This window comes from Cellulomonas sp. ACRRI, from assembly GCF_022346185.1.
Taxonomy (GTDB): Bacteria; Actinomycetota; Actinomycetes; order Actinomycetales; family Cellulomonadaceae; genus Cellulomonas.
This window is the reverse complement of sequence record NZ_JAKRMS010000112.1, coordinates 1-14,719: the sequence shown is the minus strand read 5'-3', so window position 1 is coordinate 14,719 and position 14,719 is coordinate 1. Positions and strand designations below refer to the sequence as shown.

Genomic DNA, 14,719 nt, shown 5'->3' with positions numbered 1-14,719 from the left:
TCGCCCCCGACCCCGCCTGGCCCACCGTCGCCGCCGCCGACCGGGCGCCCGAGCCCGTCGACCCCGCCGCCTCCGCGACCGCCGAGCTGGACCGGCAGGTCCGCGCCCACCTCGACCTCGGGCTGGCCGCCGTGCACGGCCTGTCCCCCGCCGACCTGGTCGCCGCGGTCGCCCCGCTGCGTGCCGCCCTCGCCGCCGGCGCCGCGTCGGCCCCGTCGTCCGTCGCCCCCGACGACCACGTGCCGTTCGTGCTGGTGCTCGACGGCGGGACCGACCACGCCAACGCCGCCGTCCCGGCCCTGCGCCGCGGGTCCCGGGCCGGCGTGAGCGTGATCGACGACGAGGAGATGGCCGGCTACCGGCCGCTGCCGGACCTGGACGTGCCGGCCGCGCCGTACCTGCTGCTCGACGTCGACACCGGGACCGAGTTCTGCGACGTCCGGCCGGAGGACGCGCTGGCGACGGTGCGCGAGCGCGGTCGGACGCCGCTGACGATCGCCGAGGGGATCGCGCTGGTCGCGGTGCGCCCGGACATGCTGCGGCCGAACCGGTGCTTCTCGCTGATGGGCTCGCGGGCGCGGAACCAGCGGGTGCCGGCGGTGTGGATCAGCGAGCGCCGGCCGAAGCTCGGCTGGTGCTGGGACCGGAACCCGCACACCTGGCTCGGCGCCGCGTCCGCGGGCGGCCGCACCGCGGGCTGACCCCCGGGCCTCACTCCCCCACGGCGACCGGTCGACCGGGGTCGCTGGACCACTGCGACCACGACCCCGGGTACAGCACCGGGGTCCGCCCGGCGAGCACCAGCGCCGCGGCCTGGTGCGCGGCCGTGACGCCGGAGCCGCAGTACACCGCGACCTCGCCGCCCTCGGGGACGCCGAGGGCGGCGAACCGCGCCGTCAGGTCGTCGACCGGCCGGAACCGGCCGTCGGCGTCCAGGTTGTCGGTGGTCGGCGCGCTGACCGCGCCGGGGATGTGCCCCGCGCGGGGGTCGACCGGCTCGACCTCGCCGCGGTACCGCTCGGCGGCGCGGGCGTCGAGCAGCACGCCCTCGTCGGCCCACCGGCCGGCGCCGTCGGCGTCGAGCACGGGCAGCTGCCCGCCCGTGAGCGTCACGTCGCCGGGCTCCGGCGCCACCTCCCCGGCCTCGAGCGCGCCGCCGGCGCCGACCCACGCGGGCAGCCCGCCGTCGAGGATCCGCACCTCCGCGACGCCGGCCCAGCGCAGCAGCCACCAGGCGCGCGCCGCCGACGTGGCGCCCGAGTCGTCGTAGACCACGACGGGCTCGCCGGCGCGCAGCCCCCAGCGCCGGGCCGCCGCCTGGAGGTCGGCGACGTCGGGCAGCGGGTGCCGGCCCTCGGCGGCGCTGGGCGGCGCGGCCAGCTCGGTGTCCAGGTCGACGAACACGGCGCCCGGCAGGTGGCCGGCGCGGTAGCCGTCGATCCCGGGCGGCCCGCCGAGGGCCCAGCGCACGTCGAGCAGCCGCGGCGCAGTGGGCCCGTCGAGCTCCCGGGCGAGGTCGGCGGCGGTCACCAGCACGTCGGTCATGGTGCTCAACCTAGGTGGCTGCGGGCCGCGCGACCAGGGACGGCGACCGGCGGGGCACCCGGCGGACGCCAGGCGTGGCGCACGCCGGACGCCCGGCGTGGCGCACGCCACGCGCGGTGCCCGGAACCCGCGCCGCCCCGCGCTCGTTCCCCCCGTGGTGCCGCGCCCCGAGCGTCCGGTGGACCGCCCGCTGAGTCGCACCAGCGTCTACGTGGCGCGCGTCGGGCCCGGTTGCCGCATGCTGGCTCCCTCGGTACCCCGCGAGCCGCGGCTCGTCCCCTGCACGTCTGGAGCCCGTGTGTCCGGTAACGCCACCACCCGGTTCGGCAACGTCTCGCTGCTCTCCGTCGCGAGCCGGCTGCCCAGCCGCATCACCACGTCCGCCGAGATCTCCGAGCGCCTCGGGTCGGCCCTGCGCCGGCTGCGGCTGCCGCGCACGGTCCTGCAGCGCGTCGCGGGCGTCGAGGAGCGCCGCAACTGGGGTCCCGGCGAGGACGCCGACACCGCGACGATCGCCGCCGGCACCGCGGCGCTGCGCGAGGCGGGCGTGAACCCGGGCGACGTCGGCCTTCTCATCAACACCTCGGTCACCCGCAAGCACCTGGAGCCCTCGGTCGCCGTGCGGCTGCACCACGGGCTCGGGCTCGGCAGCCACGCCGTGAACTTCGACGTGGCGAACGCCTGCCTCGGGTTCATCAACGGCATGAGCCTCGCGGCGACGATGATCGAGTCCGGCCAGGTCCGGTACGCGGTCGTGGTGAACGGCGAGGACGCGGACGACATCCAGCGGACCACCGTGGAGCGGCTGCTGCGCCCGGAGGTCGGCCGTGAGGAGTTCATAGAGGAGTTCGCGACGCTGACGCTCGGGTCGGGGTCCGCGGCGGCCGTGCTCGGCCGGACCGACGAGAACCCCGGCGGGCACCGCGTCCTCGGCGGGGTGACCCGCGCCGCGACCCGGTTCCACGACCTGTGCGTGGGCAGCGCCGACGCGATGCTGACCGACGCCCGGGCGCTGCTCGAGGGCGGGCTGGAGCTCGTGGTCGACGCGTGGCACGAGGCGCAGCGCGACTGGGACTGGTCGTCGATGGACCGGTACGTCACGCACCAGGTGTCCCGGGTGCACACGGACGCGATCGTCAAGGCCGTCGGACTCAACCGCAAGCGGGTCCCCACGACCTTCCCGCACCTCGGCAACGTCGGCCCCGCGTCGATCCCGATCACCCTGGTCGAGGAGCAGCACTCCCTGCGGTCCGGCGACCGCGTGCTGCTGATGGGCGTCGGCTCCGGCATCAACACCGCGATGATGGAGCTCGCCTGGTGACGTCCCCGCTCCGCGTCCGACCCGCCACCGTCCCGCCCGCCGGCCTGCCCGGCCTCGACCCCCGGTCCAGCCGGCTGCTGCCGCTCCCCGCGGGTGTCCCGGGAGGTCTCGGCGTCGGCGAGCCCGCCTGGCACCACCTCGACTCCGGCCCCGAGCTGGCCGCCCGCGGGATCACCCCGGTCGGCACGATCCTGGCCGTGCACGGCAACCCGACCTGGTCCTACCTGTGGCGGTCGCTGATCCCCGCGACGCTCGACGCCGCGGCGGCGGGCGGCCCGGCGTGGCGCGTCGTGGCCGTCGACCAGCTCGACATGGGCTTCTCCGCCCGCACCGGGCGGCACCGCACGCTGCCCGACCGCGTGCGGGACCTCGACGCGTTCACCACGGCGCTCGGCCTGACCGGTCCGGTCGTCGTCCTCGGGCACGACTGGGGCGGCGTGGTCGCGATGGGCTGGGCCGTCGACCACCCGGACCTGCTCGCCGGGGTCGCGCTGCTGAACACCGCGATCGCGCACCCGGACGGCGAGCCGATCCCGGCGCCGCTGCGCGCCGCCACCGCCGGGCCGGTGCTGCACCTGGCGACCGCGACCACGCCCGCGTTCCTCGAGACCACGCTCGCGCTCGCGCACCCGCGCCTGCCCCGGGAGGTCGCGGACGCGTACCGCGCCCCGTACCGGCACGCGGAGGACCGTGGCGGGATCGAGGGCTTCGTGGCCGACATCCCCGGCCACCGGGACCACCCGAGCGCCCCCGAGCTGCGCCGGATCGCCGCCAGCGTCGCCGACCTGACGGTGCCCGCGCTGCTGCAGTGGGGACCGCGCGACCCGGTGTTCCGCGACCGGTACCTGGACGACCTCGTCGACCGGCTCCCGCAGGCACGGGTGCACCGGCACGAGGGCGCGGGCCACCTGGTGGCGGAGGACGTCGACTGGGCGACGCCGCTGCTCGGCTGGCTGGCGGCGGAGGTGCCCGCGGTCGGGGGCGCAGGGGCGACCCGCGCCGCCGCGGCCGGCCCGCATGCCGGGTCCGCCGCGCAGCCGGAAGACGCCGCGTCGGCAACCCCGTGGACCCCGCTGTGGGACCGCCTCGACGCCCGGGCGGACGACCCCGGCCCCGCGGTGCTCGACATGGCCGGCGCCGGCGGACCGCGGACCGTCTCCTGGCGCCTGCTGGCGCGCCAGGTCCGCCGGATCGCCGCGGGCCTGCGCCGCGTCGGCGTCCGGCGCGGCGACCGGGTGTCGCTGCTCGTCCAGCCCGGCCCCACGCTCACCGCGCTCGTGTACGCCTGCCTGCGGATCGGCGCGGTCGTCGTGGTGGCCGACGCCGGCCTCGGCCCGCGCGGGCTGACCCGCGCGCAGCGCGGCGCCCAGCCGGACTGGGTGGTCGGCCAGACCAAGGGCCTGGTCGCCGCCCGCGCGCTCGGCTGGCCCGGCGTGCGGATCGCGGCCGACCCGCTCGGCCCGGCCGCGCGGCGCGCGCTCGGCGTCGCGCACCTGCTCGTCGACGTCGCCGACCTGGGTCGGGACGAGGTGCTGCCGCCGGAGCCCGGACCCGGCGACGAGGCAGCGATCCTGTTCACCTCCGGGTCGACGGGGCCGGCCAAGGGCGTCGTCTACGCGCACGCCCAGCTGTCGGCGCTCCGCGACGCCCTGGCGACGCACTTCGACGTCGGCCCGGACACCGGCCTGGTCACCGGCTTCGCGCCGTTCGCCCTGCTCGGTCCCGCCCTGGGCACCCGCTCCGTCACGCCGGACATGGACGTGTCCGCGCCCCGGACGCTCACCGCCCGGGCCGTGGCCGACGCGGTGCGCGCCGCCGACGGGTCGATCGTGTTCCTGTCCCCCGCGGCGATCCTCAACGTGGTGGCCACCGCCGACGCGCTGGGTGCCGACGACCGCGCGGCGCTCGCCCGGGTCCGGACCTTCCTGTCGACCGGGGCGCCGATCAGCGCCGACCTGCTGGGGTCCGCGGCCGCGCTCATGCCCGCCGCCGAGGCGCACACCCCGTACGGCATGACCGAGTGCCTGCTGGTCACCGACATCACGCTCGACGGCATCCGCGACGCGGCCGCCGCCCCGGACGCCGGGGTCTGCGTCGGCCGACCCATCGCCCCCGGCCGGGTGCTCGTCAGCGCGCTCGACGCCGACGGGGTCGCGACCGGCGCCCCGTCGGACGCCCCGGGCGTGCTCGGCGAGGTCCTGATCAGCGCCCCGTACCTCAAGCAGCGCTACGACCGGCTGTGGCTCACCGACCGCGCCGCCGAGCGGGACGTCCCCGCCGGGCGCTGGCACCGCACCGGCGACGTCGGGCACCTCGACGAGCAGGGCCGGCTGTGGATCGAGGGCCGGCTCTCCCACGTCCTCGTCACCCCCGACGGGCCGCTGGCGCCGGTGGGCCCGGAGCAGCACGTCGAGCGGGTGACCGGCGTCCGCCGCGCCGCCGTCGTCGGCGTCGGGCCCTCGGGCGTGCAGCAGGCCGTCGCCGTCGTCGAGCCGCCGGCCGACGAGGCGCCCCGGCGGGCGGGCCTGGCGCCGGCCGGGCTGGCGGACGCCGTCCGCGCGGCCGCCCCGGTGCCGCTCGCGGCCGTCCTCGTCGCGCCGCGGATGCCGACCGACGTCCGGCACAACTCGAAGATCGACCGCACCCGGCTCGCGGCGTGGGCCTCCCGGGTGCTGTCCGGCGGCCCGGTGGGCGCGCCGTGACCGTCCTGGTCACCGGCGCGTCCGGCCTGCTCGGCGGCGCGGTGGCGCGCGTGCTCGCGGGGCGCGGGGACGACGTCCGCACGCTGCAGCGCCGGCCGTCGGGCGTCCCCGGGGTCCGGGACGTCGCGGGCTCCGTGACCGACCCCGCGGCCGTCGCCGTGGCCCTCGACGGCGTCGACGCGGTCGTGCACCTCGCGGCGCGGGTCTCGCTCGCCGGGCCGCGCGAGGAGTTCGACGCGGTCAACATCGGCGGCACCACCGCTCTGCTCGACGCCGCCGAGCGCGCCGGGATCCGGCGGTTCGTCCAGGTGTCCTCGCCGTCCGTCGCGCACGGCGGGGCGTCGCTCGTCGGCGTCGGGGCCGAGCCCGCCGACCCGGCGCACGCCCGCGGCGACTACGCCCGCACGAAGGCGGCCGCCGAGCTGCTCGCGCTGGACCGGGACCGCGCCGCCGACGACGGCATGGCCGTGGTGGCCGTGCGGCCGCACCTCGTCTGGGGCCCGGGCGACACCCAGCTCGTCGAGCGGGTCCTCGACCGCGCCGCCCGCGGCCGGCTGCCGCTGCTCGACCACGGGGCCGCGCTCATCGACACCACGTACGTCGACAACGCCGCCGACGGCATCGTCGCGGCGCTCGACCGGGCCGACGCGCCCGAGGTGCACGGGAACGCCTACGTGCTCACCAACGGCGAGCCCCGGACCGTCGCCGACCTGCTCGCCGGCATCTGCCGGGCGGCCGGCGTCCGGCCGCCGGCGTGGCGGGTCCCGGCGGGGCTGGCGCGGGCCGCGGGCGGCCTGGTCGAGGCCGCGTGGCGGCTGCGCCCCGGCACCGACGAGCCCCCGATGACCCGGTTCCTCGCCGAGCAGCTGTCGACGGCGCACTGGTTCGACCAGCGGGCCACCCGCGCGGACCTGCGGTGGACGCCGGCGGTGAGCCTGGACGAGGGCTTCGCGCGGCTGGCGGCGCACTACGGCGGCCGGGCGGGCTGAGTTTCGACGCCTCGGGATGCACCGAGCTGGTCGGGGGCACCTACGGAAGTTCCGGAGCACCACCACTCAGGCGTCGGTGGTGACCACTGTGGTGGTTGCTCGTCGGCGTCGGCGGGCTCCCGCACCCTCGGAGGACCCGCCCCATGATGCGCACCCGCCGTCCGCTCCTGCTCGTGGCCGTCTGCAGCGTCGCCCTCGCGTCCTGCACGGCGTCGCCGCCGCAAGGGCCCGACCCGACGCCCGTCGTCCAGGACACCCCGACCGCGAGCCCGGTACCCGAGCCCGTCGAGGAGGATCCGGGCACGACCACCGCCTCCGACGGGAGCGTGCCCGCGTGGGCGGGCGGACTGTCCCGCGCGGGCGAGTCCGTCGGCGAGGTCGTCGTCGACGGGCTGCACGTGGACCTCCGGTACCTCGACACGTTCCCCGCCGACCGCGCCCAGGAGGTCAGCGCGTCCGACGGCAACTTCACGCTGTATGCGGCCGGTGACCCGATCCACCACCTGAACGTGGTCGTGACCAACGAGACCGACGAGACGATCGTCCTCGGCGGCGGGATGGCGGTGGACCTCTTCCCGGACGGCTGGGACTACCTCAACGCACCGGTGGGACCGACCATCCCGTGGGACTACAAGGACGAGGTCGGGCTGGTGGCCTCGGCGATCAAGGAGATCGCGGACGACTACCGGTACCCCTTCGCCCCCGGCGAGAGCTTCTCCTTCACCATCAGCACGCACGCCGACTCGGTCGAGGCCCGCGTCGTCTGGCGCGACCCAGGGAACTGGGTCGACCAGCACGAGGGCGCCGTGCCGCTGTCCTTCGTCTGACGGACCCGCACCGCGGTCCACCGCGCCCGGGCCTGGACACACCTGCGCGGTCGAGTGCGGTGGTCGCGGGCCCGCGCACGGAGCGGGCGGGTTCCGGCGTCGCGCTCGTGCGAGCCCGGGTCAGCGCATCCGGATCGCGAAGCCGGCCTCGCCCGAGTCGAGCGCGCCGACGACGGCCCGGACGTGGCACGACGCCTCGGGCTGCTCGGCCAGCACCCGGATGCCGATGACCTGGGCCGCGTAGCAGGACGACACCGACACGCCGTCGAGCCCGGCGCCCCCCGTGAGCTGGCGCAGCAGCTCGGTCTCCATGCCGTCGCTCGTGTCCTGGGTGAACAGCTCGGTCTCACCGGCCTCGCCGCCGCTCGCCCAGAGCGCGGTCACCCGGTACGGGACCGCGGTCGCGGCCCCGGTGAGCGTCACCCCGGTCGGCTCCACCCGGACCCCGGTGACCCGTTGCAACGCGAACGCGGTACCCGGCAGGCCGGGGAGCGCCGCCTCGGTGGCCTGCTGGACCGTCTCCAGCCACGGACCGTAGTCGTCGGCGACCGTCCCCTCGGCGTCGACCGGCGCGAGGTCCACGGCCAGGTCGACGACCGCCGTCGACCCGCCGGACAGGTCGACGTCGAGCAGCCGCTGGCCGCAGGCCAGGTCCACACCGTCGCTGGACGCCCGCACCGGCCGCACCACGCCCTCCTCCTCGGCGACGTCGGCGCAGCCGCCGCCCGGCGCCGGCGTGACGACCAGGACGTCGCCGCGGAGCGGTGCGTTCGGAGCCGCCGACAGCGCGACCCGGAACCGGGTGACCCGGTCCGTCGCGTCCCAGGAGGCGTCGAGGTCCACCCGCAGCCCCGTCGGCAGGTGGCTTCCGCTCCGGTGCGCGGCCGCCGTCGTGATCTCGAGCTCGGGGTCGACCGGCTCGCGGTCGAGAACGCCCGAGGCCCACACGCCGGCGCCGGCGCCGGCCACCGCGAGCGCCGACCCCAGGCCGATCAGCACCCGGGTGCGCGTCGACAGCCTGCGGCCCGTCGTACTCCGCGGGACGAGCCGCACGTCGGGCGCGGTCGCCCGCATCATCGTGGAGCCGTCGCCGAGCTCCGGATCTGCCTCGCCGGCCGCGGGCCGACCGGGGCGCACCGGTCGCGCGGCGCGCAACGACGTGGCGTCGAGGTCGTCGGGCGCACCGGCCCGCGCCCCTGCCGCACCGCCGCCGTGGGTGGTACGGTCGCCTGCCGCGGCCGTCGACCCGCGCAGGGCCGCCTCCACCGCACGCTTGCCCGGCAGCGACGACGCGCTTCGCGACCAGGACGCGGGGGTGGGCTGGGGCGGAAGCGCCGGACCCGCGAGCGCCGCGTCGTCCAGCGACCGGAACACCTGCGCAGCCGCTGCGGCGGTCGGCCGCGTACCGGGGTCCTTGCTCAGCAGACGGTGCAGCACCTCCCGCAGCGGCTCGGCGACCGGCAGCGGCGGCGGGGCGTCCTCCACCTGGCGCATGCCGAGGGTCATGTGCGTGCCCTCGCCAGCGAACGGCGTCCTGCCGGCGAGCAGCTCGTACAGCAGCACCCCGACCGCGTAGACGTCCGACGCCGGCCCGAACTTCCCGTACGCCACCAGCTCCGGCGGCATGTACGCGGGCGTGCCGACCAGCTCGGTGCCGGACGCCCCCTCGTCCTGGACGATCCCGGCGATACCGAAGTCGGCCAGCCGGACGTCCGCGGCCGCGAGGCTGCCCGGCCGAGCCAGCAGGACGTTGTCCGGCTTGACGTCGCGGTGCACCACCCCGCGGCGGTGTGCGGCGTCCAGAGCGTCCAGCACCGCCGCGGACAGCGGGACCGCGGCCGCCGGCGCCAGGGTGCCCCGCTCCCGGAGCACCCGGGCGAGGCTCGGCCCCTCGACCAGGTCCATCACGATCGCGAGGTCCCGGCCCTCGGCGACGAAGTCGCGGACCCGGACCACCTGCGGGTGGTCGAGCCCGAGCAGGACCGACCGCTCCCGGACGAACCGGGCGAGGATCTCCGGGTCGGCCGCGTGCTGCGGCCACAGCAGCTTCGCCGCCACGTCACCGCTGGTCTGGTGGTCGTGCGCCCGCCACACCTCCCCGGACGCACCGCGCCCTATCCGCTCGAGCAGCACGTACCGGCTGCCGAGGGCGCGGCCCGCGGCGGCCGGCTCCGTCACGGTGCGGCCCCGGCGAACCAGGACAGGGCCGGGCGCGTCCCGTCCGCCGCGGTGGGGCGGACGCCGGGGTCGGACGTCGAGGCGTGCAGGACCACCACGTCGTCGTCCGCAAGGGCCTGCGCCGTCCCGAAGTCGAGGTCCGGCCCGGCCAGGCCGTCGCCGCGGCCGAGCCGCAGGCCGCCGAGCGCCTCCCGGACCCGCGCCGGCTCGACCGAGCCCGCCGCGTCCACCGCCCGGACCAGTGCCAGCGCGGCGTCGTGGCTCGCGGCGTCGGCCCTCGGCACGCCGGCCGCGCAGGCGTCGTCGTCGTAGACGTTGCGACACCCCGGGTCGCCGGCCGCGAGCCGTACCGCCGCGAGGAACGAGGCAGTACGGGACCCGGCGCCCGAGCCGGTGAGGGCGGCGTGGTCCTGCGCATCAGTACCCACACCCACGAGCCGGCCGCCGGAGGTGCCCGCGGCCGCGAGGAGGTCCCCGAACACCGGCGTCAGCGCGTCCGGGCTCAGCACCACCGGGAGCTGGCGGGTCCCGAGCAGCTCCTGCAGCGCGACCACGAGCGCAGCCTGGTCGCCCGCGGGGGCGTCCACCACGACCGCGTCCACCAGACGCTGCTCCAGCAGCGTGACGATCTCTGCGGCGGTGGCCTCCGGGTCGTCCGGCGTGCCCGTCCAGGACGGCTCGTCGGGCGACCCGGCACCGCCGGCCGAGTCCTCGGGCTGCGCGTCGTCGCGCGCCGGGGTCGGCCGGTCGGCAGCGACCACCCGGTACGGCCGGCGCACCGCGAGCCCGTCGAGCGCGTCCTGCACCCGTTCCGCGACGACGCCGGGGCTCGGCGCGAGCGACCAGGCGCCGGGGGCGGGCCCGGCGGCCGAGCCGTACGGCAGCACGACGGCGGTCGCGGCCTCGTCGGCCGCCGCCACGGCGTCGGCGGTGTGCGGCCCGGGCGAGGCCAGGACGACGCCCGCAACCCCCGCGTCGAGCAGCGCGCGCATCGCCAGCACCGCGCCGTCCGGCGTGCCGTCGTCCAGCCCGACGCTCACCTCCACGGCGTCGCCGCCGAGCCCGAAGCGGTACGCCGCGACCCGGGCCCCCTCGACCAGTGGGCGGTACTCCGACCCGGGACCCTCCAGCGGAGGGACCAGGACCCCCAGGCGGACCGGCTCCGCCAGCTCCCCGGAGCGGAACAGCTCGGGCCGCAGCGCCGGGACCGCTTCCGGGGGCTCGGGGGCGGTGCACGCCCCGAGCCCGGCCAGCGCGGCGGCCACCACCCCGGCGACGGCGGCCCGCACACCGCGCGCGGTCACCGGTCGCCCCGGACCTGGAACACGAACACCGTCTCCAAGTCGTCGTCGACGTCGGCGAACGGCCGGTACCCCGCGAGCCGCTCCTCGGCCGCGGCGAACTGCGCGGCCCGCAGGTCGAGGTCGCGCAGCTCACCCGACCGCACGCCGCCGTAGGCGGACGTGGTGCCGTGCACCGCGTCCAGGACGCCACCGGTCTCGCCGACCTGGGTCGTGATGCTGTGCAGCTTGCCGAGCAGGCCGCCCCGGCTGGTCGGGTCCGGCGAGCCGAGGTTCGCCAGCAGGTCCGCGAAGTCCGCGCCCAGCGACCCCGCCACGGCGAGCGACTGCGCGCCCGACTGCTGCATCGCGTCGGTCAGCTGCTGCAGGACGCCGCTGGTCGCCAGGTCGTACCCCGCCAGGACGGCGTCCATCTCCTCGCGCACCTGTGCGCGAGCCGCCGCGACCAGCGCCTGCGAGGCCGCGGTGGCCTCCTGCCGCTGCGCGGTCACCTCGGCGACGAGCCCGGAGGCGAGCAGGTCGATCTGCTCGTGGGCACGGTCGGCGGCGTCCAGGGTGCGCCCGGAGGTCAGCGCGAGCCGCGCGTCGGAACCCTGCCCGACCGCACCCAGCCGGTCGTCGAGGTCGCGCAGCCGTGCCCCGAGGTCGGCCTCGAGGCAGAGCAGCCGGTTCGCGAGCCACACCACCGCCTGCGCAGCGGGCCCGGGCCGCCCCGTCGGGGGCGGCTGCACGGCGGCGCAGCCCTCGGTGCCGGAGACCGGCAGGACCGCGTCGTCGGGCCAGATACCGGTCACCAGGGTCACCAGGCCTGCCAGCCGCTCGTCGAGCGCGTGCAGGTCCCCGCCGTCGGTGACGAGGGCACGCACCTCCTCGATCTCCGCCGCGACGGCCGCGAGCGCCCCGGTGCCCGCGTCGGGGTCGTCGAGGGCGAGCAGGGCCTGTGCGATCGGCCCGGAGGCACCGGTCTGGGCGTGCAGCTCCTCGACCGCCGCGTCGAGGGCGTCGAACGCGCCCTCGACGGCGTCGAGCGCGGCCCGCGCCGTGGCGGCGCCCTCCGCCAGCAGGTCGGTCGCCGCGATCGCGCTCGCGTAGCCGGCCACCAGGTCGGCGGTCGCCGCGGCCAGGTCGCCGAGCGGGCAGTCGGCCTCGCCGAGCCGCTCCAGCGCCTGCGCGACCTCCTCGGCCGACGAGTCTGGGCCGAGGTCCTCGGCCCAGTCCGGGGGGCACTCGCCGGTGCCGAGGGCCTCGACCAGGTCGTCGAGGGCGCCCGGGTACGGCGACGCGAGGAACCACTCGCCAGTGGCGGCGGGCATCTCCCCGGCTCCCGTCAGCGCGTCCAGCGCCGCGCCGAGGCCGTCGTCGGCGTCGAACAGTGCCGCGCGCACGTCGTCCCGTGCCGAGCGCAGCCGGTCCACGGTCGCTGCCGTGCCGGCCAGTCCCACGCGTGCCGCCGAGGACGCGGCGCGGGCGTCGTCCACCGCGTCGCCGATGCGCAGCGCCCAGCCGGCGAGGTCCTCGCCGACCGACCCGGAGTCCGCCCGGGCCGCGGTGACCTCCTCGCGCAGCGTCGTCAACGAGGCGGCCAGCCCCTGCGCGCCCCCGAGCGCGTCGGTCAGCGCCCCGACGCCCAGCCGGTCCGTCAGGTCCAGCACGTCGTCCAGGTCGGCGGCGAGCAGCCGGAAGTCCGTCGCGAGCGCGCGGCGCGCCACCGCCAGGGTGCAGGCGATGGTCTGCTGCTGCTCCGGGGTCGCGTCGCAGCGGGCCGCCGCCTCGGGGTCCTCAAGCGCGGCAGGGTCGCCCACCGTCTCCAGCACGAGGTCGTGCAGCGCGGTCCGGCAGTTGCCGGGCGGGGCGTTCCAGCCCGTGGCGAACAGGTCCGCCACCGCCCGGAGCTGCGCGTCCGCCACCTGCACGGTGGCGGAGACGGTCCGGGCCTCGCCGTCCGCGAGCGTCGGCATCGTGACCGAGCAACCGGCCACGACGGTCTCGGACATCGTCGGGCGCAGCCCGGGCGAGCCGAGGATCTCGGCGACCGAGCGCGACAGATCCTGCACGCCACGGTGCGTGTCCGAGCCGACCTGGGTCAGGCCGGACCGCGCGTCGGTGAGCACGACGTCCAGGTCCTCGACCGTGCGCCCGAGGTGGTCCAGCACGTCCTCGGAGCTCGAGCCCAGGTTCCGATACGTCCGCTCACCGAGGTGTGCGACGTCCTGCCCGAGCGCCTCGTGCACCCGGTCGACGAAGTCGAGCGCCTCGGACAGGCTCCGCCCCACCCGCTGCACGAGCGCGATCGCCGCGCCCTCCTGCCGCGCGGCGTACCCGTCCGCCCCGTAGGCGCGGTCGATGAGCGCGCCCACGGAGGGGTCGGTCACCAGCCCCGGCTGGACCGTCAGGTCGAACGACGGCGCCCGGAAGGCCGAGGACTCGACCACCAGGGTGAAGCCGGCGGTCGGGGACAGCATGGGGGCGGCGAGGAACGCCGACCACTGCACCGCCCGATCGCCCTCGGTGGTCTCGACCAGCACGCCGTCGGTCACCCGCGCGTCGTCCTGCGAGCCGTCGTCCACCTGGACCACCCGGTCCCCGGCGCCCACCGTCGCGCTCGCGACCACGGTCAGCGGCACACCCACCAGCGCCTGCTGCTGGTAGCGCGCGCCGTCCGTCTCGAACGCGAGGTCGGTCGGCTCTGCCGTGAGGTCCTGGACCACCACCTGCACGACGAACCGCCCGGACCTGCCGTCGAGGTCGGCCAAGTCGGTGCCCGAGGTCCCCTCGTGCCACCACGCGGTCTGCACCCGCACCGGCAGCAGCGCCGCGGCCTGCGCGGGCTCCAGGTCCTCGTGGTGCTCCGTGACTCGCCCGTCCTCGTCCTGGACGACGCTGGCCGTCGACACCGCCCGGATCGCGCCGTCGGTCCCGAGCCGGACGCCGATCGTCTGCAGACCGTGCTGCTCGGAGGCGGCGGAATGCCGCGGGACGAGCAGCACGGAAACGAGCGCGAGAATGGCGATCGCGGCCGCGCACACGACAATTCGACGGCGACCCGACAACGCCTTCCATGCTGCAGGACTGGCGGACACGCGAACCCCTTCGTCGGACGGTCGGCGCGACGGTCCCTCGACCCGCGTGCCGAGGGGCGCCGGGCGCCCCGGCGAACGGGACAGTAGCGGACCCGCAGGTCAGGACGACCGCCAGCGGCGGAGTCGCGGACCCAGGCACCACTCACCGAGGCGCAGGTCCTGCCACTCACCGCCTCCGACGACGCTCAGAGCTGCAACCTCTCAGGTAGCAGGACCGCCCCTTCTGCCCCTTTTCGACACCTAGGTCTTTCGGCAGGACACTCATTGTTCCCCAGCGGGCACTCAACCTTCTTCCGGCGGCACCGAGGACCGCGCTAGCGTCCGGACCCCGGGCTCACCCATACCCCTGCCCGCCACCGACGACGAGGGAGTCCCCCATGGCCAACATGAACGTGACGTTCGAGGAGATGACCGTGGCAGCCGACAGGCTGACCACAGGACGAGACCAGCTCACGGACCAGCTCACGCAGCTCCGTGCGTTCATCCAGAACCTCGTCTCCTCCGGCTTCGTCACCGACCAGGCCTCTGGCGCGTTCAACCAGAGCTACGAGCAGTTCACGACCGCAGCCACGACGACCGTGGAGAACCTCACGCAGATCTCGCTGAACCTGCGGACGACCGCCCAGGTGCTCCGCGACACCGACACGGAGCTCGCCGCCCGGCTGCGCGGCTGACCGTGTCCGCCGTGCGGGAGGAGTGCCGCCCTCCCGCACGGCTGTCGCGCGCGCTGCACCCGCGCGGCACCCGCCGCAGCCCGCACCGGCCCACCGCCCCCT

At 77.1% G+C, this 14,719-nt stretch carries 10 protein-coding genes; 6 read left to right on the top strand and 4 right to left on the bottom strand.

The window, feature by feature from the left end; translation table 11 throughout:
• Nucleotides 1-701 (top strand): DUF5701 family protein (locus tag MHY85_RS16590; protein WP_239198271.1); only part of this gene is annotated, 701 nt, incomplete at its 5' end.
• 10 nt (nucleotides 702-711) lie between these two features.
• On the opposite strand, the gene MHY85_RS16585 is transcribed toward MHY85_RS16590, so the two are convergent.
• Nucleotides 712-1,545: a sulfurtransferase gene (locus MHY85_RS16585; RefSeq protein WP_239198268.1), complete on the bottom strand. Its 834-nt coding sequence runs from the start codon at nucleotides 1,543-1,545 to the stop codon at nucleotides 712-714.
• Between the two features lie 298 nt (nucleotides 1,546-1,843).
• Between MHY85_RS16585 and MHY85_RS16580 the strand changes: the two genes are divergently transcribed.
• The 4 genes from MHY85_RS16580 (at nucleotide 1,844) to MHY85_RS16565 (ending at nucleotide 7,384) form a co-directional block, all read left to right on the top strand.
• Nucleotides 1,844-2,866, top strand: coding sequence for a 3-oxoacyl-ACP synthase III (locus tag MHY85_RS16580; protein WP_239198265.1), 1,023 nt, complete (start codon nucleotides 1,844-1,846; stop codon nucleotides 2,864-2,866).
• Nucleotides 2,863-5,568, top strand: a complete 2,706-nt coding sequence (locus MHY85_RS16575; RefSeq protein WP_239198262.1) for an alpha/beta fold hydrolase — start codon at nucleotides 2,863-2,865, stop codon at nucleotides 5,566-5,568. Before MHY85_RS16580 ends, MHY85_RS16575 begins: the two co-directional genes overlap by 4 nt.
• Nucleotides 5,565-6,557, top strand: a complete 993-nt coding sequence (locus MHY85_RS16570; protein ID WP_239198259.1) for an NAD(P)-dependent oxidoreductase — start codon at nucleotides 5,565-5,567, stop codon at nucleotides 6,555-6,557. Before MHY85_RS16575 ends, MHY85_RS16570 begins: the two co-directional genes overlap by 4 nt.
• A 143-nt stretch (nucleotides 6,558-6,700) precedes the next feature.
• Nucleotides 6,701-7,384 (top strand): hypothetical protein, encoded by a 684-nt coding sequence (locus MHY85_RS16565; protein ID WP_239198256.1) that lies wholly within the window; start codon nucleotides 6,701-6,703, stop codon nucleotides 7,382-7,384.
• Between the two features lie 120 nt (nucleotides 7,385-7,504).
• Here the strand turns inward: MHY85_RS16565 and MHY85_RS16560 are convergent, their stop codons facing one another.
• Genes MHY85_RS16560 through MHY85_RS16550 form a run of 3 tightly spaced genes read right to left on the bottom strand, consistent with a single transcriptional unit; the run spans nucleotide 7,505 to nucleotide 13,850 of the window.
• Entirely contained in the window at nucleotides 7,505-9,562 is a 2,058-nt protein-coding gene (locus MHY85_RS16560; protein WP_239198253.1) for a serine/threonine-protein kinase, read from the bottom strand.
• Nucleotides 9,559-10,866 carry an ABC transporter substrate-binding protein gene (locus MHY85_RS16555; RefSeq protein WP_239198250.1) on the bottom strand — a complete coding sequence of 436 codons (1,308 nt, stop codon included), beginning with the start codon at nucleotides 10,864-10,866 and terminating at the stop codon, nucleotides 9,559-9,561. Before MHY85_RS16555 ends, MHY85_RS16560 begins: the two co-directional genes overlap by 4 nt.
• On the bottom strand, nucleotides 10,863-13,850 hold the full coding sequence (locus MHY85_RS16550; protein WP_239198247.1) for a hypothetical protein: 2,988 nt from the start codon (nucleotides 13,848-13,850) through the stop codon (nucleotides 10,863-10,865). Before MHY85_RS16550 ends, MHY85_RS16555 begins: the two co-directional genes overlap by 4 nt.
• A gap of 470 nt (nucleotides 13,851-14,320) precedes the next feature.
• On the opposite strand from MHY85_RS16550, the gene MHY85_RS16545 reads away from it, so the two are divergent.
• Entirely contained in the window at nucleotides 14,321-14,617 is a 297-nt protein-coding gene (locus tag MHY85_RS16545; protein WP_239198244.1) for a WXG100 family type VII secretion target, read from the top strand.
• The last annotated feature ends 102 nt before the right edge of the window (nucleotides 14,618-14,719 follow it).